This is a genomic window from Brevibacillus sp. FSL K6-2834 (assembly GCF_038592925.1).
GTDB lineage: Bacteria > Bacillota > Bacilli > Brevibacillales > Brevibacillaceae > Brevibacillus > Brevibacillus borstelensis.
In genome coordinates this window covers 4,625,937-4,649,961 of the sequence record NZ_CP151945.1, presented here as the reverse complement: position 1 = coordinate 4,649,961, position 24,025 = coordinate 4,625,937, and the positions used below count along the sequence as shown (strand labels likewise).

At 51.9% G+C, this 24,025-nt stretch carries 23 protein-coding genes, 1 pseudogene and 1 riboswitch; of the genes and pseudogenes, 13 read left to right on the top strand and 11 right to left on the bottom strand.

What is annotated here, in order from left to right; translation table 11 throughout:
* Nucleotides 1–6 precede the first annotated feature (6 nt).
* Together NST96_RS22795 and NST96_RS22790 are read right to left on the bottom strand one after the other, a co-directional pair.
* On the bottom strand, nt 7–999 hold the full coding sequence (locus NST96_RS22795; RefSeq protein ID WP_035980137.1) for a BMP family ABC transporter substrate-binding protein: 993 nt from the start codon (nt 997–999) through the stop codon (nt 7–9).
* A gap of 135 nt (nt 1,000–1,134) precedes the next feature.
* Nucleotides 1,135–1,527: a hypothetical protein gene (locus NST96_RS22790; RefSeq protein ID WP_342404728.1), complete on the bottom strand. Its 393-nt coding sequence runs from the start codon at nt 1,525–1,527 to the stop codon at nt 1,135–1,137.
* A gap of 129 nt (nt 1,528–1,656) precedes the next feature.
* On the opposite strand from NST96_RS22790, the gene NST96_RS22785 reads away from it, so the two are divergent.
* The 4 genes from NST96_RS22785 (at nt 1,657) to ald (ending at nt 5,000) form a co-directional block, all read left to right on the top strand.
* Nucleotides 1,657–1,857 (top strand): hypothetical protein, encoded by a 201-nt coding sequence (locus NST96_RS22785; protein WP_141334198.1) that lies wholly within the window; start codon nt 1,657–1,659, stop codon nt 1,855–1,857.
* 177 nt (nt 1,858–2,034) lie between these two features.
* Nucleotides 2,035–2,388 carry a response regulator gene (locus NST96_RS22780; protein WP_003391241.1) on the top strand — a complete coding sequence of 118 codons (354 nt, stop codon included), beginning with the start codon at nt 2,035–2,037 and terminating at the stop codon, nt 2,386–2,388.
* A gap of 122 nt (nt 2,389–2,510) precedes the next feature.
* Nucleotides 2,511–3,746 (top strand): helix-turn-helix domain-containing protein, encoded by a 1,236-nt coding sequence (locus NST96_RS22775; protein ID WP_003391242.1) that lies wholly within the window; start codon nt 2,511–2,513, stop codon nt 3,744–3,746.
* A gap of 129 nt (nt 3,747–3,875) precedes the next feature.
* A complete protein-coding gene (gene ald, locus NST96_RS22770; RefSeq protein ID WP_003391243.1) occupies nt 3,876–5,000 on the top strand; it encodes an alanine dehydrogenase in 1,125 nt (374 codons plus the stop codon).
* Nucleotides 5,001–5,063: 63 nt separating this feature from the next.
* On the opposite strand, the gene NST96_RS22765 is transcribed toward ald, so the two are convergent.
* The 3 genes from NST96_RS22765 to NST96_RS22755 are packed head-to-tail and all read right to left on the bottom strand — an operon-like array spanning nt 5,064 to nt 8,782.
* A complete protein-coding gene (locus tag NST96_RS22765; RefSeq protein ID WP_003391245.1) occupies nt 5,064–6,236 on the bottom strand; it encodes a Ger(x)C family spore germination protein in 1,173 nt (390 codons plus the stop codon).
* 13 nt (nt 6,237–6,249) lie between these two features.
* The gene (locus tag NST96_RS22760) at nt 6,250–7,689 is read right to left on the bottom strand and encodes a spore germination protein (protein WP_024985366.1); all 1,440 of its coding nucleotides are present in this window, start codon (nt 7,687–7,689) and stop codon (nt 6,250–6,252) included.
* On the bottom strand, nt 7,679–8,782 hold the full coding sequence (locus NST96_RS22755; RefSeq protein WP_342404722.1) for an endospore germination permease: 1,104 nt from the start codon (nt 8,780–8,782) through the stop codon (nt 7,679–7,681). The genes NST96_RS22760 and NST96_RS22755 overlap by 11 nt, the downstream gene beginning before the upstream one ends.
* 180 nt (nt 8,783–8,962) lie before the next feature.
* On the opposite strand from NST96_RS22755, the gene NST96_RS22750 reads away from it, so the two are divergent.
* The 8 genes from NST96_RS22750 (at nt 8,963) to NST96_RS22715 (ending at nt 17,407) form a co-directional block, all read left to right on the top strand.
* Nucleotides 8,963–10,051, top strand: coding sequence for a quinone-dependent dihydroorotate dehydrogenase (locus NST96_RS22750; RefSeq protein WP_243015101.1), 1,089 nt, complete (start codon nt 8,963–8,965; stop codon nt 10,049–10,051).
* A gap of 174 nt (nt 10,052–10,225) precedes the next feature.
* Nucleotides 10,226–10,419, top strand: a riboswitch (cobalamin riboswitch).
* Nucleotides 10,420–10,558: 139 nt separating this feature from the next.
* On the top strand, nt 10,559–11,317 hold the full coding sequence (locus tag NST96_RS22745; RefSeq protein ID WP_024985364.1) for an energy-coupling factor ABC transporter permease: 759 nt from the start codon (nt 10,559–10,561) through the stop codon (nt 11,315–11,317).
* A 3-nt stretch (nt 11,318–11,320) separates the two neighbouring features.
* Entirely contained in the window at nt 11,321–11,605 is a 285-nt protein-coding gene (locus NST96_RS22740; protein ID WP_003391254.1) for an energy-coupling factor ABC transporter substrate-binding protein, read from the top strand.
* On the top strand, nt 11,602–12,393 hold the full coding sequence (gene cbiQ / locus NST96_RS22735) for a cobalt ECF transporter T component CbiQ (RefSeq protein WP_003391256.1): 792 nt from the start codon (nt 11,602–11,604) through the stop codon (nt 12,391–12,393). The genes NST96_RS22740 and cbiQ overlap by 4 nt, the downstream gene beginning before the upstream one ends.
* 7 nt (nt 12,394–12,400) lie before the next feature.
* Complete coding sequence (locus NST96_RS22730) at nt 12,401–13,324, top strand: ABC transporter ATP-binding protein (protein WP_311068076.1); 924 nt, start codon at nt 12,401–12,403, stop codon at nt 13,322–13,324.
* Between the two features lie 319 nt (nt 13,325–13,643).
* Nucleotides 13,644–14,756, top strand: a complete 1,113-nt coding sequence (locus NST96_RS22725; protein ID WP_024985362.1) for a TIGR04053 family radical SAM/SPASM domain-containing protein — start codon at nt 13,644–13,646, stop codon at nt 14,754–14,756.
* Between the two features lie 42 nt (nt 14,757–14,798).
* On the top strand, nt 14,799–15,515 hold the full coding sequence (locus tag NST96_RS22720; RefSeq protein ID WP_003391262.1) for a YwiC-like family protein: 717 nt from the start codon (nt 14,799–14,801) through the stop codon (nt 15,513–15,515).
* A 545-nt stretch (nt 15,516–16,060) separates the two neighbouring features.
* Complete coding sequence (locus NST96_RS22715) at nt 16,061–17,407, top strand: MFS transporter (RefSeq protein WP_174768857.1); 1,347 nt, start codon at nt 16,061–16,063, stop codon at nt 17,405–17,407.
* A gap of 213 nt (nt 17,408–17,620) precedes the next feature.
* Here the strand turns inward: NST96_RS22715 and NST96_RS22710 are convergent, their stop codons facing one another.
* A complete protein-coding gene (locus NST96_RS22710) occupies nt 17,621–17,977 on the bottom strand; it encodes an MmcQ/YjbR family DNA-binding protein (protein ID WP_003391266.1) in 357 nt (118 codons plus the stop codon).
* A gap of 69 nt (nt 17,978–18,046) precedes the next feature.
* A pseudogene (locus tag NST96_RS22705) lies at nt 18,047–18,199 on the bottom strand (IS1595 family transposase); the annotation flags it as partial.
* Nucleotides 18,200–18,427: 228 nt separating this feature from the next.
* Between NST96_RS22705 and NST96_RS22700 the strand changes: the two are divergent.
* Nucleotides 18,428–19,888 (top strand): hypothetical protein, encoded by a 1,461-nt coding sequence (locus NST96_RS22700; protein ID WP_227278706.1) that lies wholly within the window; start codon nt 18,428–18,430, stop codon nt 19,886–19,888.
* A gap of 71 nt (nt 19,889–19,959) precedes the next feature.
* Here the strand turns inward: NST96_RS22700 and NST96_RS22695 are convergent, their stop codons facing one another.
* The 4 genes from NST96_RS22695 to glnA form a co-directional block, all read right to left on the bottom strand.
* On the bottom strand, nt 19,960–21,405 hold the full coding sequence (locus NST96_RS22695) for an IS1182 family transposase (protein ID WP_024985259.1): 1,446 nt from the start codon (nt 21,403–21,405) through the stop codon (nt 19,960–19,962).
* 264 nt (nt 21,406–21,669) lie between these two features.
* Nucleotides 21,670–21,762 (bottom strand): YjcZ family sporulation protein, encoded by a 93-nt coding sequence (locus NST96_RS22690; RefSeq protein WP_024985359.1) that lies wholly within the window; start codon nt 21,760–21,762, stop codon nt 21,670–21,672.
* Between the two features lie 172 nt (nt 21,763–21,934).
* The gene (locus NST96_RS22685) at nt 21,935–22,291 is read right to left on the bottom strand and encodes a group 1 truncated hemoglobin (protein ID WP_003391270.1); all 357 of its coding nucleotides are present in this window, start codon (nt 22,289–22,291) and stop codon (nt 21,935–21,937) included.
* A 301-nt stretch (nt 22,292–22,592) separates the two neighbouring features.
* Nucleotides 22,593–24,011, bottom strand: coding sequence for a type I glutamate--ammonia ligase (gene glnA / locus NST96_RS22680; RefSeq protein WP_003391272.1), 1,419 nt, complete (start codon nt 24,009–24,011; stop codon nt 22,593–22,595).
* Nucleotides 24,012–24,025 lie beyond the last annotated feature (14 nt).

Here is a 24,025-nt window from a genome sequence, read left to right as displayed (position 1 = left end):
AAACATCTAGCGGCGCTGAATCAACTTGTCCAGCTCCCGCTTGATTTCTTCGCGTATTTCTTTGGGAACCATGGGTCCAAACGAGCTCAGACGGTTTACTCCTTCTTTCAGCCCGTAGGTAACGCTGCCCGAAGGCAATTTTCCGGCAGTAAATTGAGACATGACCGTCCGATAGCATTGTCGAACGTCCTGAATCATCGACGCGATTACGTGATTGGGTGCGATGTAGCGTTGATCAGCGATGTAGCCGATCGCGTAGATATTGGCACGCTGCGCTTCGGTAATGACGGCCAGATTCAAGCTGTCCCCCGTGGTGTAGACCACGTCGACCCCTTTGGAGATCATCTCTTTTGCCGCCTTGGTGGCTCCTGCGATGTCATTGAAATCGCTAACCTTGCCGACGATCACTTTTGTTTTTCCGCTCGTGTCTTTGACTGCTTGTGTGAAGCCATTCAATTGATCGTATTCGGTGGGCTTGTCCGCGATGATATAGCCGACCTTTCGCGTACGGGTCATCTGCGCGGCGAGCTTTCCTACCAGGTATCCTGCGGGCCACATATCGTAGCGGATGGTGGTCTGGTTGGAGTGTGGAGCTTCTCCGTTAAAGGAAACAAAACGGGTCTCCGGATAAAACGGAGCCACTTTTGTAAAAGGTTCGGAAAAAATGACACCATGTCCGAATATGAGATCATAGCCATTGGAGGCGTACTGCTCGGCGGCCGCTGTAATCTTTTCAGGGTCCAGATTGCTTGCTACTTCCAGTGAGAACCCATATTGCTTCTGCAGCTCTGTCAAGCTTTCAAGGGCGCTGCTGTTCCACCCCTGGTCGTAGGTGGGACCTTCCAGCATCAGGGCGACGTGCAGCCGATGGCCAGGCACTCCTTTTTCCTCCATTTGCCGTATATGCTTCATACTGGTCAAAAATTGACTTGTATTCAGCAAAAGCAACCCGATCACCAGGCAGGCAAACAAAGCGGGAAACGGTTGAAGCTTGGGCATGAGTGTCTCCTCCACAAAAATGAAAACGTAATTGAACACATTTCTACAAAATGAGACAAAAATCCTCCCGCAGGAAAAAAGAGGAGGCCTGTACTCCTAGAGTACAGACCTCCTTTTGAATTACAGAAAACCGATTTAGAAACGATAGCCGCTTTGCAGAGCGCGTTGATTCTCAACCGCGTGAGCCGCATGCTGCGACAGGGCAGGGTTGGCTGGAGTGGCATACGGGTTTTGGTACTGGCTGAGCGATTGAATCGCCTCAGGAGAAATGTGACCGCGGAAAACCAGGGCGGCCGGGGAAACCTGGTCGTTGTACGCGGTGTTTTTCTCGTTGTAGGCAGGCTGATTCGGATACATCATATGGCCCTGACCTTGTTGCATCGAGTAGGCGTGGGCGTTTCGCTGGTGCATTTCGGCCTGCTGGTGATGGTACATCGCTTGCTGCTGGTGAGCCTGAGCGTGGCTTTGGTGCAGGTGGGCATATTGTTGGTGAGCTTGTCCCAGATCGTATTGATGACGATTGTTCATCTGCATACCCTCCAGTAAATGGAATAGACGTGCGCAAACAATTCGGCAGTTCGCCTTTTACATTATGTCCAACTGGCGCGTGATCATGCGAAAGGGGAATGGGGGAGTGGACGGCAGGGAATGATAACCGTGAGCAATTACGAAAGACAAAAAAGAGAGGTGCGGCAGGTGGAAAAAGATCTGATTGAAATTCCCCAAATCGACATTCCCGATGAAATCAGGCAGGTAGATCTTCCCGAGATTGGCGAGACGACCCCACATCCAAAACCAAGCAGCCCTTCCGTCCAGACAGGAGAAACCGAACGGTCCGTCGGCTTTTTAGCGGAGTAGAAGGAGAGTCAAAAAGCCCGCTGCTCCTCGTGTTTCATCTGCATTTTCCCTCAGGGAACCCAGCCGGATCGCAAACTGTACGTTCGACAAAAATAGCCATTTTCTCTCGTGGACAAGTCTCTGATTTTTTGTAAAAGTTAAAGGATAAGTGCGAGACAATTCAAGGGGGAAAACTACGTGGCCCGTTTGTTGATTGTAGACGATGCGGCGTTTATGAGGAAAATGCTGGCCGACATGGTAGCCGGGAAGCACGAGGTGTGCGGAGAGGCGGCCAACGGTGTGGAGGCCATTGAAAAGTACAAGGAACTGAAGCCTGACGTCGTCACGATGGACATTACCATGCCGGAAATGCAGGGAATCGAAGCGATGCGTGAGATTCTGGCCATCGACCAGGAAGCAAAGGTACTCATCTGCTCTGCTATCGGCCATCGGCAAAAAGTATTGGAAGCAATGAAAAATGGTGCCCGCGACTTTTTGGTCAAACCCTTTCAAAAGGAACAGATTCTGGACGCGATTTCCCGTCTGGTGTAAATGTATGAAAAGCTGCTCTCGTTTGCGGGAGCGGCTTTTTTCGTTCACTTTTGATACGAACCGGGACGTCTTTTCGTTATAATAAACAAATAGCAATACACGAGCGTTAAGAGGGTGGAGCCGTGTCAAACCAACCGAATGTTTTCCAACAATTTCAGCATGCCGATATCGACGAGCTGGCTGATGTCATCGGCGAGCTGCTGCAGAACCCGATCACAATTGAGGATGCCGACCACAAGCTGATCGCCTACAGCTCTCACAGCGAGAGCACCGATCAGGCCAGGTGGTCGACGATCATGGGCCGGCGCGTGCCTGAGAAGGTGCTGACCCGGCTGTGGAAAGACGGCGTGTTTCAGGAGCTGCTGACCAAGGATGAGCCTGTGCACATCCCGGCAAAGGACGAGGTCGGGCTGGGCAAGCGGGTAGCCATCGCCATTCGCAAAGGGAGCGAGGTCCTGGGGTATATATGGGCGATCGAGGTCAATCGGCCGATCACGGAGGAAGACGACGACATCTTGCGCCAAGCGGCACGGGCTGCCGTCTCCCGGCTTGTTCAAAGGCAGGGCAAGCGGAAGGCGGAGGAGCAACGGCGCAAAGAATTTTTGTGGGAGCTGCTGCTCGGAAACCACAGCAGCGACACGCTCATTCGCCAGAAGGCGGAAAGTTTGCAATTGCAGCTGTCCACGCCGTATCTGATCTGTATCATTGAGGCGGCGGGGACGCGCCTGGAGCAGTATCTGTACCCGCTTTTGATGAGAGACAAGCTGCTCTGGGTCGTGGATGGCAACCAAATCGTCCTGTTGATCGGACAGGCCGGGGCAGGAAAACAGCAGGATGAGGCGCTGGTTCGAAAGGTGAAGCAATTCCTGGCCGATTCCTTGGGAAAACTGGAATCGCACGTAAGCGAGGGGCAGGTGACGGCAGGCTACGGCCGCAGCTACAAAGCCTACGCCGATCTCGTGAAAAGCTACCGGGAAGCCTTGCATGCGGTCAAGATCAAGCGGCTGTTTCCGCAAGAAACCGCGGGCATCCACGGCTATCGCGAGCTGGGGATCTACCGGTATCTGCTCAAGCTGAAGCAATGGGACGAGGAACAGGGGTACGAAAATGAAAGGCTCGCCAGGCTGAAGCAGTATGACGCGGAAAATCAGACCGCGATGACGGAAACGCTGGAAACGTATCTGGATGCTGCCGGAAAGGTGAACATTACCGCCAATCGGCTGCATATCCATATCAATACGCTTAGCTATCGATTGAAGAGAATCGAAGAGATCATGCAGGTCGATCTCGAAGACATGAATCAGCGGGTGGCGCTCTACCTGGAGTTGAAGCTGGACAAATTAAACAGCGAACGGTAGTTCGTTTGTGGATTTTCACAAATAAAAGGAAGGCAAGATTAAGGGAATCCCCAAGGAAAATCGGTTTGTAAACGCTGTACAATGTAGGTAATCTCGTCATTCGGCGTTTGCAAAAGGAGGACTTATACGATGATTGTAGGGATTCCCAAAGAGATTAAAAACAATGAAAACCGCGTGGCCATTACGCCAGCAGGTGTAGCAGCACTCGTGCAAAACGGCCATTCGGTCCGGATCGAAAACAGTGCTGGACTCGGCAGCGGCTTTACCAATGAAGATTACACCGCAGTGGGCGCGGAAATCGTAGCCACGGCAGCAGAAGCTTGGGCAGCCGATATGGTGATGAAAGTAAAAGAACCGCTTCCGAGCGAATACGGCTTTTTCCGTGAAGGCCAAATCCTGTTTACTTACCTGCACCTCGCTCCAGAACCGGAACTGACGCGTGCTCTGGTAGAGAAAAAAGTGGTAGCCATCGCGTATGAGACCATTCAGTTGGACAACGGCGCTCTGCCCCTCCTGATGCCAATGTCTGAAGTGGCTGGACGCATGTCCGTGCAAATCGGCGCTCAATTCCTGGAAAAGCCATATGGCGGCAAAGGCGTGCTTTTGGGTGGCGTACCAGGCGTGCCGAAAGGTGAAGTCGTCGTAATCGGCGGCGGTATCGTAGGTACCAACGCTGCGAAGATGGCACTCGGTCTGGGTGCGAACGTAACGATCCTCGATGTGAGCGCGGACCGTCTGCGTCAGTTGGACGACTTGTTCCAAGGTCGCGTGCAAACACTGATGTCGAACTCCTTCAACATTGCGAATGCCGTGAAAAAAGCGGATCTCCTCGTAGGCGCTGTCCTGATCCCGGGTGCGCGTGCGCCTCGTCTGGTAACGGAGGAAATGGTAAAAACCATGGCTCCTGGTTCCGTGATCGTAGACGTAGCAATCGACCAAGGCGGCTCCATCGAGACCTGTGACCGCATCTCTACACATGACAATCCGACTTACGAAAAACACGGCGTCATTCACTACTCCGTTGCAAACATGCCGGGTGCTGTAGCCCGCACATCCACGCTGGCACTGACCAACGTGACCGTGCCGTATGCGGTGCAGTTGGCGAACAAAGGCTACCGTCAAGCGGTCCTGGACAATCGTCCGCTGTCGAAAGGTGTAAACGTCATCGACGGAAAAGTAACCTACAAGGCAGTTGCAGAAGCTCACAACCTGCCGTATGTAGCGCTTGAAGAAGTGCTTTTGGTGAAAAACTAAGGCTTGCCCTTTTCATACACATGCAGATCAACTGCCTGCCCTGCCGATCGGGGCGGGCAGTTATTAGTTCTGCTCGATCAACCGGGGATAGTCATACCAATCCAGCTTCATCTTGCCCGAATCCGCGAGATCGACGTTGACCTCGACTTTTGCCAGGGCGTTTGCTTGAAAGGGGAACGCTTGGGATTTGGGCATTTGCTTCCACCTTTGATAATCCTCACGGAACAAAACGTATTCCAGCCGCAGCAGATCAACCCCCGAACGCAGGCTTTTCTCAAAAGCTCCCCGTATCTGCCGCTCTATTTCCTTCTCCGATTCCTTCCGGATAAACGAAGACGGATTGTCTTCCATCAACTCCCGGATGTACCCTTTTACTCTGATGGATATATCAAAACGAACAGGACCTTTGGTCTTTTTCGGGCGAATGACGACATCCGGGCGCTGCAAGCGGACTGTCGCGACCGACTTGCCGTTTTTTCGGATGACGATTCCGGCACTCTGGGTTCTGGGAGTAAGCCAGCGCAAGCCGAGCAACTCGTCTTCGGGAAAGAAGCCGTTAAGCTTTCCGTGATGGATGGCAAATACGCCGTTGAGCGACAGGCGTGTAATAAATTGAGAGTCCATTTTCCATTTGTTCTTCACGACGGTGATCGAGGGGAGCAAGATCGTATTCGCAGGCTCCCAGTATTCGGAGATGAATTCGTGAAAGCGGATCGGCTGGATAAAAGAGCGCTGCTTGTAAACATCCACGGGCTGATGAAGCAAGGTGGATTCGGGAGAAAAGCCCAAAACAGGCTGTACACTCAGTACCTCCTCCAGCTTGTCGTGTGTTCCGAAAACCCACTTGGTATATCGGAGAAGGCCAGAGCGGTTCAAAATATCGTAGACCGGAAGAATCCCCTTTTCCAGTATTCGTTCGTGAAAGATCAGCGAAGAAACAAATCCGGTGAATGTCGGGATCTGGGCATTTTTGATCAGGTTGTCGATGGCCGATTGAGGCGTATCTCCTCTGCCTACGGCGATTACGGCAGGGGCTTCCCTTTCGTCTGCCTGGGTCTCTTGTTTTGCGACCCTGGCCAAATCCACCGTTTGCGTGTAAAAAACGTATTGGCCGTCCGTATAATCGATGCCGATGGCAGTCAAATACACCATATTCTGAATGACCTTTTGGTCCCAGCAGCCGGTCGTCAAGAACAGACACAGCAAAAGCGGGAAAAGCTTCCTCCCGGTTTTCATGAAACCTCCTCCCTCAGTCGGATCTTTTTTTGTTGGTGATCAAAGAAAGCAAGGGGCGGACAAGCACCTGCGCCAGATCGGAAAAGATCATGGGGGAGCGGCTAAGGACATACGGCTGTCCAAAAGAGGAAAGCGTGGACAGGTAGAGCACGGTACCGATGACACTGATGACAAAACCGTACATGCCAAGAATCGAACTGAGCAGGAAGACGGCAAAACGGGTGATCGTGACAGCGCCACTCAGGGATTGGTTTACCAGCGTAAAAGAGGCGACGATCGTCAGCGAGCCGATGAACAGCTGGGAGGGAGAGGTGAGCCCTGCCCGAATGGATGCGTCCCCAATAATCAACCCGCCTACCAACGCCAGCGTTTGCCCGACGTTTTTGGGCAGGCGTGCCCCGGCTTCGCGCAAGAATTCAAAAACAAAGAGAATGCCCAGCATCTCGATCGGCGAAGAAAAGGGCAGTCCCTTTCTGCCTTGACTCACGGTGGCCAGAAGCTGAAAAGGAAATTGCTCGACATTGTATGCCGACAGCGCCACCCAAAAGCCGGGAAGAAAGATCGCCAGCCAGATGCCAAACAGGCGCAAAACCCGCTCCAGCCAAATATAGGCCACGGGGTATTGGTCGTCTTCAGGGGCCTTGACCAGCTCCGGCAGGCTGCTGGGCACAAGCAGGGCGATGGGAGAGTTGTCTGCCAGGATGGCGGCTTTTCCCTGCAAAAGCAGATAGGTGACGTAATCGGGCCGTCCCGTGTAGTCGGTCAAAGGAAAAATAGAGTAGGGATTGTCGGTAATCGTTTTTTCCAGATTGGCGCTGGTTACGACCTCAAGCGATTCGTTTTTGACAAGGCGCTCTCTCAAAAGCCCGATAAGCTCTACGGGAGCCTTGTCAGTCATATAAAGCAGTGCCACCCGAGTTTTTGACTTGGTGCCCAAGGTAAAGGATTCATAGGCCAAAGAAGTGGTCCTCAACCTTTTGCGGACCAGGGCGACATTGGCCGATAGATCCTCGACGAAGCCGTCGCGGGGTCCTTTGATCGAAACCTCCGTATTGGCTTCTTCCGTCGAGCGCTGCGGGCGGTTGGAAAGACCGCAGGAATACGCACCCTTTCCACGCCAAAAAAGCAACAGCTCTCCGGCAAATAGCCGCTTTGTCCACTCCGTAAAGTCAGCAGGCAAAGGTTCTGCGAGAAAAGCGTCGAGCCCAGATCCTTCGTCCATTTCTTTTAGCTCAGGCAGGATGGTATCTTGCATCTGCTTGATATCGATCAGACCCTCGCAATAAACGAGAATGAATCCGGAGCCATCTCTTAATGAAACCGACTGGATCATGACATCCGCGCAGTGGGCAAAAGCTCGCCGCAGTTCGTCTTCGCCCGGATTTTCCAGAACGCCGAGAGCAGGCTCGCTTCTCAATTGGTAGCTCGGCAACGGCTTTTGCTCACGATTCATGATGACGTCCCTTCTGCTGTTTTCCCGCGACCAAGGCGACGATGGCAAGAACCATGGTAAGCACCAGGACGATGATCGCCGACATGGGAAAATACCATCTCGATAAAAAGGTGAGAAACTGCATGTCCGAAAAGGGCAAGCTCATCAGGGCGAGCATCGATGCGCCAAGAAACGAGAGAACCCCCAAGCGCTGTTTTGGTTTGCTGATTTGCAACAGCTCGGTCACAAGAAAGAGGCAAAGAGAGAGGCGGACGAACGCCCCGGACAGCCACTGGTAAATGGAAAGAAATTCGAGATTTTCGATGTATCTGCCCATGGTCAGCAGCCGCCACTGCTCATAGGAAGGATAGCGCTGCCTGGTCGCTTCTACCGGTCCGAATTCCGCGATAGCCCCAGTCAGCGGGCTAAGTGTGAGAATGATGATAATCCCTCCAAGCACTAAGAGGTACATGAACTTCGTTTCCGTTCTCAGATGATGCTGCAAAAACAGAATCAGGACAATTTCCAGGAAGCCTCCAGCCGCATAGAGCATGCCATTTATAACCGGAGTCATTCCGTTTTGAAACAAGGGCAAAAGCAAATGGTAATCCTTCTTGGGCATATTGCCAAAGCCGACTAAAAAGCCGAACAAGACGACGAACGGCAATAGCAGCCCGGAGGCGATAGCGATCGAATGGATTCCGGCATACGCGGCAGCTACACTAAGCAAGACGAGGACCAATCCCGTTACGATTTCCGGAGTGTTCGGCAAATAGTTGACGGTTGTCCAGGTCTGCGTGTCCGTCAAATTGACGAATGCCATCAAGTACAAAAGAAGCATGAACGGGAAAAGCAAAAGGCGGCTCCCGACGTGTCCGACGGTGGCTTCCAGCCAATCGGAGAGCGACTGCCTGTTCATCCGGCGACAGATGAGAAAAAGAAGCCAAAGCCATCCGATGAAGGGAATGGCTACCAACAGAACGCTGATCCAGGCGTCCCGGCCTGCTTTGCTTAGCAAGAGGGGAATGATCGTTACGTGAGTGGTGATCCCGACAGACAACATGATCATCATCACAGCTTGCGAAAATCCAATAGATCCTGTTTGGTTTCTCACGGACCGGTGCACTCCTTTTTCAAAGGATGTCCATACTATGTACAAAAAGGAAAGGCGTTATGTAATGTCTACCCGGCACCCGTATTTCCACTGGAAAAAAAAGAATCTTTCATTTTGTGCGCCTCATACGAAAAAATATGGTATGCTACTAGGCAGAAAAAAGCAGTGAGGAGTGCAGCGATGTATCAGCTAGTGCGGAAATTCCTGTTTCAGATGGATGCGGAAGAAGTGCATGAAAAAACCGTCCATCTCCTCAAAGTGGCAGAAAAATCAGCGGCAGGCAAAAGTCTTCTAAAGATGATGTATCAGGTGCGCGACGAGCGGCTTGAGACGAAGCTTTGGGGGATTACGTTTCCCAATCCGGTTGGGCTCGCCGCGGGCTTTGACAAAAATGCGGAGGTGTACCACGCCCTGGCAGCGCTCGGCTTTGGCTTTGTCGAGGTCGGGACGATCACGCCGCAAGGCCAGCCGGGCAATCCGAAGCCGCGGCTGTTCAGATTAGTGGAACATGGCGCCATCATCAACCGAATGGGCTTTAATAATCTGGGGGCATATTTGGCATCCCAAAATCTGATCGATTACGCTTATGCCGATATTCCGATCGGGATCAACATCGGCAAGAACAAGATTACGCCAAATGAACACGCCGCCAGCGATTACAGCAAGTGTTTGGACATGCTGTACAGCTACGGCCATTACTTTGTCATCAATGTCAGTTCGCCAAACACACCGAATTTGCGCGATTTGCAGGAGGCCGAGAGCTTGCGCAGCTTGATTCGCGCAGTCAAGGACAAGGCTTCCGAGCTGGAATCGCGGGGAGCCAAGGCGAAGCCGATCCTGTTGAAGGTGGCTCCCGATATGGCAGACGAGCAGATGCGCGACGTCGTGCAGGCTGCCGTGGCAGAAGGAATCTCCGGTATCATTGCGACGAATACGACATTGTCCCGCGAGCCTGTGCAAGACCATCCGAGAGCGAATGAGGCAGGCGGCTTGAGCGGAAAACCGCTCGAAGCGAGAGCGACCGCCTGGGTCAAGGAGATTTATCAGGAAGTCGGGGACAAGGTGCCGGTCATCGGAGTGGGCGGCATCTTTACCGGAGAGGATGCGTACCGCAAGATTCGCGCCGGCGCCAGCCTCGTCCAGGTCTATTCAGGCATGGCGTATCAGGGGCCGGGGATTGTCAAAATGATCAACAAGCAGCTGCTCCAATTCCTGAAGCGCGACGGCTTTTCGCACATTAGCGAAGCAGTCGGCGTAGATGCACGGTAATTTTGTGATAAAAGCTTGGGAGGCGAGCCAGTCTGCAGCTTTCAGAGTAGCAGCTTCGGCATCTGGCGGTTTGCAGCTTTCAACTGCCAAAGAGAAAAGGGAGAACTGGCACGTTCTCCTTTTTCTTTTGCAACCCATCGTATATAATAGACAATCATCTGCGAATTTTTGGAAAAGAATAAAATGCAGCAAGGTGCCCTTATGAATAGTAAGGGGTAACAGGGAATCGGGTGAAACTCCCGAGCGGTCCCGCCACTGTAACCAGGGGAATGCTCTTTTTTCGAAAGCCACTTGTCGATTTGACGGGGAAGGCAAAAGAGCGTATTGATCCGGAAGCCAGGAGACCTACCTTGCTGCCACACCCATGAGCCTTCGAGGAAAGGAGAGGTGAGCCCAAACGAAACGACTGTTCGCAGTATCGTTAGTTGCCGTGTGCCAAGCTCATCCAAATCGGGTGAGCTTTTTTGCGTGTGTTCTTTAGAGAATCAGAGTAAGGAGTGTTGCTGAATGAGGGGTAGACGCACCGTTGCCAGTGGTCTTCTGATAACCGGATTTCTTGTTTACTTGCTGTTCAATACGCCACAAACCGGACATGCCATGCATATTATGGAAGGGTATTTGCCGGCAGGGTGGTCGCTGTTTTGGTGGGCTGTTTTTCTGCCCTTCTTTTTCCTCGGCTTGCGTCAGGTTCAACGCATTGTCAAAGAGAAGCCCGAATTCAAGCTGCTTTTAGGGGTAGCGGGAGCCTTTGCATTTGTCCTGTCCGCGCTGAAAATTCCGTCCGTGACAGGCAGCAGCTCCCATCCCACAGGAACAGGGCTGGGCGCGATCTTGTTTGGTCCGCTGGTCATGTCTGTACTGGGCAGTCTGGTGCTCTTGTTTCAGGCGCTGCTGCTCGCGCATGGGGGCTTGACGACACTCGGCGCCAATGCGTTTTCCATGGCGGTTGTTGGCCCGTTCGTCGCATATGGCGTGTATCGGCTGGTGGCCAGAAAGAAAGGTGGCCAGAAGCTCGGCATTTTTCTCGCGGCAGCGCTGGCTGACCTCAGCACCTATCTGGTCACTTCCGTTCAACTGGCGCTGGCATTCCCGGCTGCTTCTGGCGGGATTATGGCTTCCTTTGTCAAGTTTGCGGGGATATTTGCCTTGACGCAGGTGCCGCTGGCGATCAGCGAGGGACTGCTGACGGTGCTCGTGTGGAATTGGCTTCAAGCCTACAACGCGCAAGAATTGTCGCAGCTGAAGCTGCTGAAAAGGGAGGGGTAAGAGATGAAGCGTTGGACGAACTGGCTGCTCATTTTGGCGGCAGCGGTACTGGCGGTGGTGCCATTGCTGGTCGTAAAAGATTCGGAATTCGGCGGAGCCGATGGAGCGGCAGAGGAAGCGATCATGGAGGTGGCTCCTGACTACGAGCCGTGGTTTCAGCCTTTGCTCGAACCTCCCGGCGGTGAGACAGAAAGCCTCTTGTTCGCCCTGCAGGCTGCTCTGGGAGCAGGCGTGATCGGGTATGCCATCGGCTTGTACCGGGGCCGCCTGAAAAACAGGCAAGAATGATTGGACGGATCGACTCCCTCGCTTACGAAAACAGGCTGAAGAGGCTGCCGCCCGAACAGAAGCTGCTCTTTTCGCTGGCCATGCTGCTGTTGGCACTGATCAGCCACCCGCTTGTCCAGGGCATTCTGTTCGTCTGGATGAGCGTCTGGATCGTCGTCTATGCCCGCACTCCATGGCGGATCTATTTTGTCGTGGTGGCTGCCTCCGTCGCCTTCCTGCTCGCCGGAAGCCCGGCGCTGCTCCTGGAGGCATCCAGACTGGCGGAATGGACACGGGATGACAATGCAATCGCATCCTGGCAGTTGGGAAGCTGGGTTGTCTATGTGACGGCAGAGGGGCTGTCCAGGGCCATGAGCCTGGCCGCCCGCTCGCTGGCGGCGCTCTCCTGCTTTTCCTTTATTCTTTTTACAGTTCCCTTTGCCGAGGTTTTGCAAGTGTTCCGCCGGATCGGCATCCCCTCCATTCTGACTGATCTGATGATGATCATGTACCGTTTTGTCTTCGTTCTTCTGGAGACAGCCGAGCAAATCTGGACGGCGCAAAAGGCCAGAGGAGGGCACCGCGGCACGGCGGGAACACTCAAGGATGCGGGCAGGCTGATCGTTCAATTATTTATCCGCACGATGGCACGCTACCGCCAGATGTACATCAGCATGACGGCAAGAGGGTTTACGGACGATTTCCGCGTCCTGGTCCATGCCTCCCATATGCGTTCCAAAAGGTACGAATGGGAAGCGGTAGCCGGATGTCTCCTGCTGGCGATGCTGGAATGGTGGATGGGAGGATGAGGCGCGAGTGGCATTCGAAGTGACGACAGATGCAGCAGAACAGACAGATGCAGCGGAACAGACAGCTAGAGCTGCCTTGGACATATTGCGATTTTCATTCGTTCACTACACGTATCCGGGAGCTTCCCAACCGGCGCTCAACGGACTTTCTCTCGGTGTCCCTGCCGGAAAAAAGTGTGTGCTATTGGGCCACAATGGCTGCGGAAAGTCCACCATGTTTCTGCATGCGAACGGAATTTTTCGGCCGAATCTGGGCCAAGTCCTGTGGAAAGGGATGGCCGTTTCCTACGACCGGGCTCATTTGCTCAAGCTGAAACAAAAAATCGGTCTGGTGTTTCAGGACCCGGAGCAGCAACTGATCGCCGCGACGGTTGCCGAGGATATCTCCTACGGACTATGCAATCAAAAGCTGCCGGAAGCCGTTGTCAGGGAAAAGGTGTATCGCACGATGGAAACATTCGGGATGACCGAATGGGCAGAAACGCCGATTCACCGGCTCAGCCTAGGGCAGAAACGGCGTGTGGCATTGGCCGGAGTCATGGTGCTGGAGCCGGAGCTGCTGCTGCTGGACGAGCCGACAGCCTATCTGGATCAAGAGCAGACGAGAAATTTTGTGCAGGAGCTGGACCGCATCCATGCGGCCGGAACGACAATCCTGATGGCTACGCATGACATTGACCTCGCATTTGCCTGGGCCGACTGGGTGCTGGTCATGGAAAAAGGGAAGCTGGTCCTGGAAGGAGAGCCGGAGGCGGTTTTCTCCCGGCGGGATACTCTGGAGAGGCTGCAGCTTCGTACGCCTGCTGTCTTCGATGTGTGGGAAGCGTTGCCTGCCGCCCTGCGGGAAGAGATCGGTTCTTCCCGGGTGCCGAGGTCCGTGGAGGAGCTGACTGCGGGATTGCGGCGAATAGCTGCAAGCTGCATTACATAAGCCGGTCGCTTGTGCTGGAGGAGCAGCAGTACAGACAGCATCCATGCAGGTGCAATATCGGAACAAAAACAGACTCCAGGTGGTTGAAATATTGGGACAGAACGGATTTCATGTCGTTGAAATATTGGAGTAGAACAGATTTTCATGGTGCTGTACTATTGGAGAAGTGCAGGCCTGCGTTCGCATGGCTTTTAGCAAATCAGGCTGCGAAAAAGGCAGCTTTTTTTGTACGCATGGTGACGCTTCTCACACCTGTCAGTCGGCCGTTTCGCTACGATAAGAGCAGCTGAAGCTGATTGGCAGGACAGGAGGGCGAGCGATGAGCTTGTTGAAAGAACGTGATTACGCTGTAAGTCCGTTTATCGTGGTCTGGGAGCTGACGAGAGCGTGTGCTTTGCAATGCCTGCACTGCCGGGCTGAGGCGCAGTACGCATCGGATCCGGCGCAATTGACGTTTGAGGAAGGAAAAAGACTGATTGACGATATCGCGGAGATGGATCGTCCGCTGCTCGTTTTTACGGGAGGGGATCCATTGATGCGCCGAGATTTGTTTGAGCTGGCCGAGTACGCTGTTCAGGAAAAGGGTCTGTCCGTATCCATGACCCCCAGCGCTACGCCGAAGGTCACTTTTCAGGCAGTGCGCCGCGCCAAGGAAGCGGGGCTGGCGCGGTGGGCATTCAGCCTGGATGGATCGACTGCCGAGGTCCATGATCACTTTCGCGGGACGGCAGGCTCGTACGAAATGACACAGAGAGGCATCGGCTATTTGCAGGAGCTGGGGATACCGATCCAGATCAATACGACAGTCTCGCGCTACAACCTTCATGACTTGCCATTGATTGCAGAGGTCGTCCGGGAGATGGGAGCTGTATTGTGGAGTCTGTTTTTTCTCGTCCCGGTCGGCAGAGGGATGAAAGCAGACATGATCACCCCGGAGCAGCACGAAGAAGTGATGACCTGGCTGTACCAGGTGAACAAACAAATGCCGTACGATGTAAAAGTGACGGAAGCCCCTCATTTTCGCCGTGTCTGGAACCAGCTCAGGCAGCGCGAGACAATGCCTCGGGATGCGCGGACGAAGAAGCGTCCGGATTGGCTGGGCAGAGCCCCAAAAGGAGTCAATGACGGGGATGGCTTTGTCTTTGTCAGCCACATCGGCGATGTCTACCCGAGCGGTTTTCTTCCTGTAAAGGCGGGAAATGTTCGCGAGGGCTCTCTCAGGCAGATCTATCGGGAAGCGCCCGTAATGAAGCAGTTGCGGGACAAGTCTCTCCTCAAGGGAAAGTGCGGTCGTTGTCCATACAAGGAAATCTGCGGAGGCTCAAGAGCCCGGGCCTACGGCGTAACGGGCGATTACCTGGAAAGCGACCCTTACTGTGCTTATGATGAGGGCATTAGCGCTAATGCCGGAGAAACTTGCCAAGCGACGTAAGCAATTTTTTGTGCAATCGGAAAAGAAAGGAGAGCGTCGGAAATGAGAGCGTTCATCCCCAACCAGCACGGCGCCTGGGCGATGCTGATCGTGCCGTTTCTGTTCGGCGTGTTTGCGTCCGCTCCCGTGATTTTTCACCTCCCTTTGTTTTTGGGCTGGCTGCTGCTGTATCTGTTTACCTTTCCGCTGCTGCAGTTGATTCGCACCGGCAAGAAAGACCGTTACAAAAAGCCGCTCATGCTCTATGGTGTGCTGCTCGCTCCGCTCGCCGGAGCGTTGCTGCTGGCAAAGCCGGGACTGAGCTGGTACGCGCTGTCGCTGCTGCCGTTCTTCTTGATCAACTGCTACTACGCGCGAAAAAATCAAGAGCGGGCGATTGCGAACGATTTTGCGGCGGTGCTTCTGTTCAGCTCTATCGTCTTTGTCACCTATAAAATCGGCGGGGGCAACGACTGGGGAGTCGCTTTGTCGCTGTTCTCTCTGAGTGTTCTTTACTTTGCGGGAACGGTCTTTTACGTCAAAACGATGATCCGCGAGAAGCGGAACAAAGTGTTTTACTGGCTGTCAGTTTGCTATCATATCATTCAAATTGCCGTGATGGCTTGGCTGTTCTCGCCCTGGCTGCTATTGCCGGCCGGCGCGCTTTTGATCCGGGCGATCGTTTCGCCCCGGCTGCAGCCGTCCATAAAAGTCGTCGGAATCTCGGAGATCGGCTATGCCGTGATGATGACGGCCACCGTTCTGTGCTTGTATCTGTGAGGGATCGCGTTGCTTTTCTGTCTGCGTTCCCATCGCTTGGCTGGACGCAAGGACAGGGCAAATTGGATTAGCTCAACCGGCAAAGGAGCACACTAAACTCCAATCGGGCATGCAGCTAATAAGAGCGGAAAGCTTGCCGATGGGAGGGAATGGCGATGAAGAATATTGCTGTTTGGAGAGCCCTCGCCGGAGGTCTCGCAGCAGCGGCCTTTGCACTCATTCAGTGGATGATGTCGTAGGACCAACTTGCACCACATCAACGAGCCTGTGGGCGTGATTGCCAAGGCTCGTTTTTCATTGGAAATACCTAGAATTTGGACTATTCCTTTTGTATAATGGTTTCTACATAATCCATAGGAGGCGTTCTTATGAAGTACACGATGATGGTTAGGGCTCAAATTCAAGGGGAAGACGCATAACTTGCCCTGTAAACTGCGAGCTTCCCCTGAAATGGGGAAGGGGTTTTCATTTTGGTGGACAAGGAACGGAACGAGCAGGATCGTTTGCAAACAGAGGGCGCGGAAGCTGCCGGTCCCGCCAGAGCTATCGGCCATTTGCCAGCGGTGTTGGCGTGGCTTGGCTTTCTAGGGTTTTTCAGCGTATTGAATGAAACGGTATTTACCGTATCCTTGCCGGACATCGCCAACCAATTTGGCATACCGCCATCCACCGCCAACTGGGTAACGATCAGCTTTGTCATTACTTTCGGGATCGGTTCGGCCATTTATGGCAGACTGGCCGATATGTACGGCGTCAAATGGCTGCTTGTCATCGGTTTGTGTATATACAGCGGAGGATCGCTGCTCGGTCTGTTCGCGCCATTTTCATTTCCGGCTGTCATTGCTGCCCGGTTTATTCAAGGCGCAGGGGCATCGGCCGTTCCCGCGATGATCATGGTCATGATCGCCCGCTATATCGGACCTGAAGATCGCGGGAAAGCATTTGGAATCGTAGGCTCCATGGTTGCTATGGGAGAGGGAATCGGCCCCGTCATCGGAGGTGTCGTGGCAGACACGATTCATTGGTCATTCCTTTTTTTGCTCCCGGTAGTAACGCTTGTCTCCATTCCTTTCTTTCTGCGGGTATTGCCGCACGAGCCTTCTCGCAAAGGGAAAGTGGATGTGAAGGGCGCTTTGCTGCTTTCGGCTGTGATGGTGATGTTTACCCTGTATACGACAGGATACCAATGGGGGTATCTGGCGGGGAGCTTTCTCCTGCTAGGGATGTTTGCCTTCTATATTCGTCGCGTGGAACAGCCGTTTATCGAACCATCCTTGTTTAGGAAACCGAGGTTTGTCAAAGGCGTTCTGACGGGATGCATTTTGCTCGGGACTGCCGCAGGCTTCATTTCCATGGTGCCGTATATGATGAGAGACGTGCATCATTTGAGTACGGGCTTGATCGGGGGAGGAATTCTGTTCCCGGGTACCATGAGCGTAGCGTTTTTCGGTGTTGTTGGAGGGAGACTGGCCGATAGGCGAGGGCATCTGTTTGTATTGTCTCTCGGTGTGTTCCTGATCACTATGAGCTTTCTCGGCACAGCACTGTTTGCTGACCAAACACCGTGGCTTATGACTGGTGCACTGGTGCTGGCATTTGGCGGTCTGTCCTTTGTGAAAACAGCGATCTCCTCCAGTGTGGCAGAGACGCTGGAAGAACACGAAGCCGGCGCTGGCATGGGAATGCTCAACCTGGCTTGCTTCTTGTCAGAGGGGATCGGGGCAGCGATTGTCGGCGGCTTGTTATCGAATAGCCTGCTGGACTTCCCTTTGCTCCCGACAGTAGGCCAGCCTGCGGCATTCGTCTACAGCAATTTGCTGATCGTCTTTGCTTTGCTCGTGTTTGTTGGCCGAGTGATATACTCATCAGCATATGGCCGTAGACAAAGCTGACAAAATGATTGATTTTATACAGCGAAAACTGCTGTATGCGAAAAACAGCCGGATGCTTGTCCGGCTGTTTTTGTTGTCTAGGCTCTGTTGCCGTTGCCATATAGTGTTGATATTTTATCAAAATAAGAGATGCAACTAAAACGCTGCGCCTCTAACAGATATTGCCTCTGGATTATGCTAACTGCCTATATATTTGAATAGATGAATTCTGTTTTATTTGGTTAGATTGTAACTCCAATTAATTAAATCGTAGATTTCATCTTTAGGAAAAGGACTATCCAAAACAATTGTAATCCAATGCTCCTTATTCATATGGTATGCAGGCAAAATTCCTTGTTGACTCCTTAATAAACGATTTATTTCCGGGTCGCACTTCAGGTTAATTATATCGACTCTTCCTTCCCCTGATACACCTAATTTGATTCTCGGTACATTCATAATCACTCCATACCACTTGCCATCCTTGTTGTGTCGTAATACCGCATAATCTGGATACTTGAACCAAGGGTAGTCTGGCTCTGTGCCAAATTTCTCCTTTACATAAGTAAATATTTCTTCTCTATTTATCAAAAAAATACCTCCCGAAATACCTTGTCTGTCTTTCTGTTATACGAATAATTTTTGTCGCCCATAATTTTACTAATTTACAGTAAAACTTGACAGTCGCAAACTGTCATATGTCTCTGTCATTTCGTAGTTGTCGAGATACGCTGTAGTCACGCCTTTAAAGCGGTCTATCCATTGTTTCAAACGAGAATGGAGACTGTTGACATTTTAAAGGTGATACAAGCCAGAGCCTTTAACAGAGCCTTTGTCTAAAGAAATTTCGGCCCCCCTATAACTTTAGTTAGTCTACAGAGCAAGATTTTCGAACTAGACTTACATTGCCCGTTGTACAAGTTTTCTTATTCGTTGATGGAACGCCGTGTGCGCTGAAAGGCGCCCGCACGGTGTAGGCTCGTTCGAAAGCCATGCGTGGTATAAGGCGAGAATAGCGACAATCCTCCAGTGGTCGGTTGGATGCCAGAGCAAACGGCCGGTGGAGATCATTGGGTAAACAAGGAGGAATATCAGGACGGCTTCCATGTAGTAGTGAAAAGCACGAAGGCTGGCAGTGCATATCTCGTTCCCAGCGGCATACCCGGCGATGAGAACCGGATCCGACTGGCCGCAGTTGGCAGCACCGATGTGACCGCAGCCGATGCGGAAACGGTGATCACCATTGCCCCGAGGGAGACAAAGCTGACCCATGGAGGACAATACGTTCTCTATGCAATTGATCAACAGGGCATTGTTTCCCTGCCCACCCCGATTGTTTTTGCTGTTGACCTGGAAGGGCCCGTCTCGGAGGATGCCGAGACAAAAGCTGGAGGATGGGAAGAGACGGCGAAGATGATGGAGCCGAATATCGGTGGAGCAGCCGCGGTTTTGCCAGATGGTGAAATTCTGGTCGCTGGAGGCAGTATGAAAAAAACAGTGGTCATGTACGACCCGCGTCGTGAAAAGTGGACACAACTGGAAGACATGAGCGTGCCTCGGTACGGTCCGGCTGCAGCCGTACTGCCTGATGGCAAGGTACTGGTCGTTGGCGGCGACCCGGAAGGAAGGGGTACATTTTTAAAGTCGACAGAAGTGTACGATCCAAAAGCGGATAGCTGGACCGAAAGTATCCCCATGGAAATGGAACGGTTTAAGCCGGCAGCTGCAACGCTTGAGGACGGAAGAATTCTCGTAGTGGGAGGTTTTTCAAAGAAAGGCGTTCAAAAGTCAGCGGAAATATTTGATCCAGAGACCGAAGAATGGAGCAGCGCTGCAAACATGAATACAGGAAGGGAAGGTGCTGGCGCAGTTCTTCTTCCAACCGGAGAAGTATTGGTAATGGGCGGTATAGATGCGGCCGGCAACGAGCTGAAGTCCGCGGAAGTCTACGATCCCGACGCGGATTCGTGGACATATGCAAGTGATATGTATGAGAAACGATACAAGCCTTCAGCAGTCGCATTGAAAAATGGCAAAGTGCTGGTAGCAGGGGGGATTTCGGAGAGCTCGGCGGAAATATATGATCCCCGAACCGATACGTGGGAGTATACCGTTCCGCTTTCCAGCAGACGCTTGGAAGGAGTAGCTGCGCCTCTCCCGGATGGACGCGTCATCGTAGCTGGCGGCTATGATCGGTCGGAATTGGCGACAGCCGAGACCTATGCGCCTCATCTGGAAGTAACGCTTTTGTTTGCAGAAGAAGTCACGCTTAGCAGAGATCTTGATGACGTCAAGGGTATGATCAGTTATTCGGTAGATGGAGGCCCTTACGAATCTTTGGGCCGGGACGATACGATTCAATTCTCCGCGAACAAGCTGGTGATTACCCTTGATTTGTTGCCAAACGGAAGCTATGTTCAGGTGAGGGTGGGGGAGGCGATTGTGGAGGATGAGGCCGGGAACCCAAATGAGGAGCAGTTGACAGACGAGCTGCGTTACTAAAACAGCGATTGCCTTCGCGACGAAACAATCCGCGCCATTATAAGCGAAAGCCCTCCTCGACAGAGAAGGGCTCAGGTTGCAGACAAACTCCCTCGCTGAACGAACAGCAGAGGGAGTTTGTTTAATAATTTGATGAAAATACCGAAGGTGTTTTGATCGTTCACCTTTTGGCGACCTGATTTCCATAGCCAGGTCGCCATTTTTTTCAAGTTCATGGCAGCGAAAACAAGCATCGCCTGCATCGTGACCTTCTCCAGTCCTCGTAAGGTCGTCCAACGCATGCCATGCTTTTCCTTCATATCAGCGAATACACGTTCAATCGTTTCTTTCCGTTTGCTATAGATTTGTTTGTTTTCCTCGGTATGCCGGAGGTGGTCTACCTCTTCGAGGTAATCAGCCCAGATGTGGCGACTCACTCTCTTTGTGTAGTCTTTACTTTCCGTGCATTGTTTCAAGAACGGACAACTTCGGCAAACTTGAGAATTTGATCGATAGATACGGTACCCATCCTTGTTTGTTGTCTCATATGTTAAGATTTGCTCGTTCGGGCAGATGTAGCAGTCGAAATATTCATCATACACATATTCGTGCTTTTTAAAAAAACCTTCTTTGGTGCGTGGTCTTGTGTAGGGCATAACGGGGCGAATCTGGTCATCAAGGAGTGTTTTACTGATGTAAGGCGTCTTGTATCCCGAGTCCACTGCCACAGCTTGAGGCTGTGCAAACGTCTTTCGCACTTGATTCAAAACATCCTCAAAAACCTGACTGTCATGCACATTGCCTGGCGTTACCTTGGCACCAAGCACAAATCCATTTCGATCACATGCTGTATGAAAACTATAAGCAAATACACGTTCCTTTTCCCCTTTTACAAACAATCCGCAATCCGGGTCAGTTGTGCTGACTTTCACCTCCTTCTTCGAAGTTTCTGTCTTTTTTTCAAGGGGCTTCTTTCCATGTGCAATACGATCCTGATTGATTTCTTCGTCCAGCAGCTCTTGATATTTCTTCGCTTGTTCTTCAACGATTTCTTTCACGTATTTATGCTTATTCGCACTGGCTTTTACATGCGTAGCATCAATGAAAAGCACATCAGGCTTCACGAATCCATGATGAACCGCCTCCTCCAATATTCGAAGGAAGATCGACTCGAAGAGTTGAGTATCCCGAAAACGGCGAACATAGTTCTTGCCTAGGGTCGTGAAATGGGGAATGGGCTGACTGAAATCATAGCCAATAAACCACCGATAGGCAACATTGGTTTCGATCTCTTTAATCGTTTGTCGCATGGAACGAATTCCAAAAATATATTGGATGAAAGCAATTTTAACTAAGACTACAGGGTCAACACTGGGTCTGCCATTGTCATGACAGTAAAGGCTTTCCACCAAGTCATAGATGAACGAAAAGTCGATTGCATTTTCAATTTTTCTTACGAGATGATCTTCTGGCACCAACTCATCTAGCGAGAATGCAGATATCTGATAACGCCCTTCGGCCTCTTGCTTATTAAGCATAATGCCACCTCTAAAAAATAACTTTTGAAAACGTAACATGTTCTATATTCAACAAAAAAGCCTGCAGACCCTGTTCCTTACGGAACTTTGTCTACAGGCTGAGCCCTCCTCGACAGAGAAGGGCTTCGCTTGTTCGCATCATGAATGTTTGTCCCGGGAAGGGTTTGTTTGCTCTTATGTTCCTTGTTTACGTGAGGATAATTGCCTTTGATTCGTAAGTCCATCATTGGGCGGCTTGGAAAAGCCGCCCGCAAGCATTGCAAATTAATCACAGTCGCAACCGACGATTACCAACAGGATGAACAGAACCAAAATCAAAGAAAAGTTGTCGCCAAAAATTCCGCAGCTGCTGGACACTCTGAATCACTCCTTAGCTAGGTTTGGAAAAAGCTTCAAAATAAGCTATGCGTGAGAAGAGTGTGGGGTAAGGGCGAATGCGGAGATTGATCAAAATTGGGTGCCGTGATGGTAGCCGCGGATTTTTCATCAAACCAATACCAGGAAGTTGATGAACACAGTGGCAGTACGCCTATTTGTACAGAATATCATCCCGTAGCGACCCGACCTTGGTCAACGCATCATCAATATCTTCTTCACTTACACCAAAATGGGCAAGGGCAGCATGCAAATGCTTCACAATGGCGTCAAAGTGAACCGGCTGCAGATTCATGCCTTCATGGGCCTTTGCCATCGATTGGCCCGAATATTGATTTGGCCCACCCAGGGCAAAGCTGATGAACTTTGTTTGATGCTTCCGCTGCTTCTCCATATCGGTGTTGGCAAAAAAATGGTTCACGGTATCATCAGCTAAAACCAACTCATAAAAGTAGTCAACGACTTTAGCAACTGTTTCTTCGCCACCGTATTTTTCGTAAAACGTTGCCATGATGAAACCTCCCTGGTAGACATAGATCAATGTAGGTATTCCGCAAATGACGAAAACTTATGATAGACTTTCGCAATAATCCTCTGCAAAACAGGACATCAAAGCGCTATCCAATCTCTTCGCCACTCTCTCTATAGCCAAAAGGGCGCATACATGAACAAAGCCCTCCTCAAGCGAGAAGGGCTCTCTTCCTTTCATCATTATGTGTTGTTTTTTACCGTTTGTCCCCAATCTGTCCCAATTTTCAGATGAAACACAAGATCACACTTCATACAAAAGGGATTTTATACGAGCATTCCTCTTACAGATCGTAATACAACTCAAATTCCTTCGGATTCACCGTACGCTCGACCTCTTGAATTTCGCCGCGTTTCACGGCAATCCAGCTTTCGATTACCTCGCGTGTAAAGACGCCGCCTTCGAGAAGGAAGTCACAATCTCTCTCCAGAGCATCCAGAGCTTCAGCCAGCGACCCTGGCGCGCTCTTGATATCCACTTTTTCGGCATCGGACAAGTCGTAAATGTTTTTGTCGATCGGACCGTAGCCCAGCTCGCGAGGGTCCAGCTTGCGCTTGATTCCGTCCAGTCCGGCCATCAGCATGGCGGCGAACGCCAGATATGGGTTGGCTGTAGAGTCCGGGGTGCGGAATTCAATTCGGGAAGCCTTCGGTGTTACGGCCGCGACTGGAATGCGGACAGCTGCCGAGCGATTTCCTTTGGAAAACACCAGATTGACGGGTGCTTCGTAGCCGGGAACCAGCCGCTTGAACGAGTTGGTGCTCGGATTGGTCAGGGCTATCAATGCCGGCGCGTGATGCAGGATGCCTCCGATGTAGTGGAGGGCCATCTCGCTCAAGTTCGCATATCCGCCTTTTTCAAAAAACAGCGGCGTGTCGCCGTTAAAGAGGCTTTGGTGGACGTGCATGCCAGAACCGTTGTCGCCGACGATTGGCTTCGGCATAAAGGTGGCAGTTTTGCCATGCTTGGCAGCTACATTGCGCACGATGTACTTGAACAGAAGCAGGTTGTCTGCCGTCCGGGTCAGCGTGTCAAAGCGGAAGTTGATTTCGCCTTGGCCAGCCGTTGCTACCTCGTGGTGGTGGCGCTCGACTTTCAGACCCGCTTGCGACATCAGGGTGCACATTTCATTGCGGATATCCGCTTGCGAATCCGTCGGCTGAACCGGGAAGTAACCGCCTTTGTTGCGGACCTTGTAGCCAAGATTTTTTCCTTCCGCGCCAGTGTTCCAGTAAGCCTCCTCGGAATCGATGTGGTAGAAAGAGCCGGATGGACCGGAAGCATAGCGGACGTTGTCAAACAGGAAGAACTCCGATTCCGGACCAAAGTAGGCATCTGTTGCCACTCCGAGCTCCTGCAAATACGCTTCCGCCCTCAGGGCGATGCCGCGGGGATCGCGATCATAAGCGGACCCGTCGGGATTGTGAATGTTGCAGACGATATTCAATGTTTTGGCTTCGACGAACGGATCGACGAAGGCGCTGGCCGGGTCGGGAATCGCGACCATATCGCTTTCCTCGATGCCCTTGTAGCCTGTAAGGCTGGAGCCGTCAAAAGCGACGCCGTTGTGAAAAGTGTCCTCGTCGACAGCATAGGCAGGAATGGTGACATGGTGTTGGCGACCGAGCAAATCTACAATGCGGAAGTCCACATATTCAATGTTTTCCAGCTCAATGAGAGACAGAATTGTTTTAGCATCCATTCGAATCACTCCGT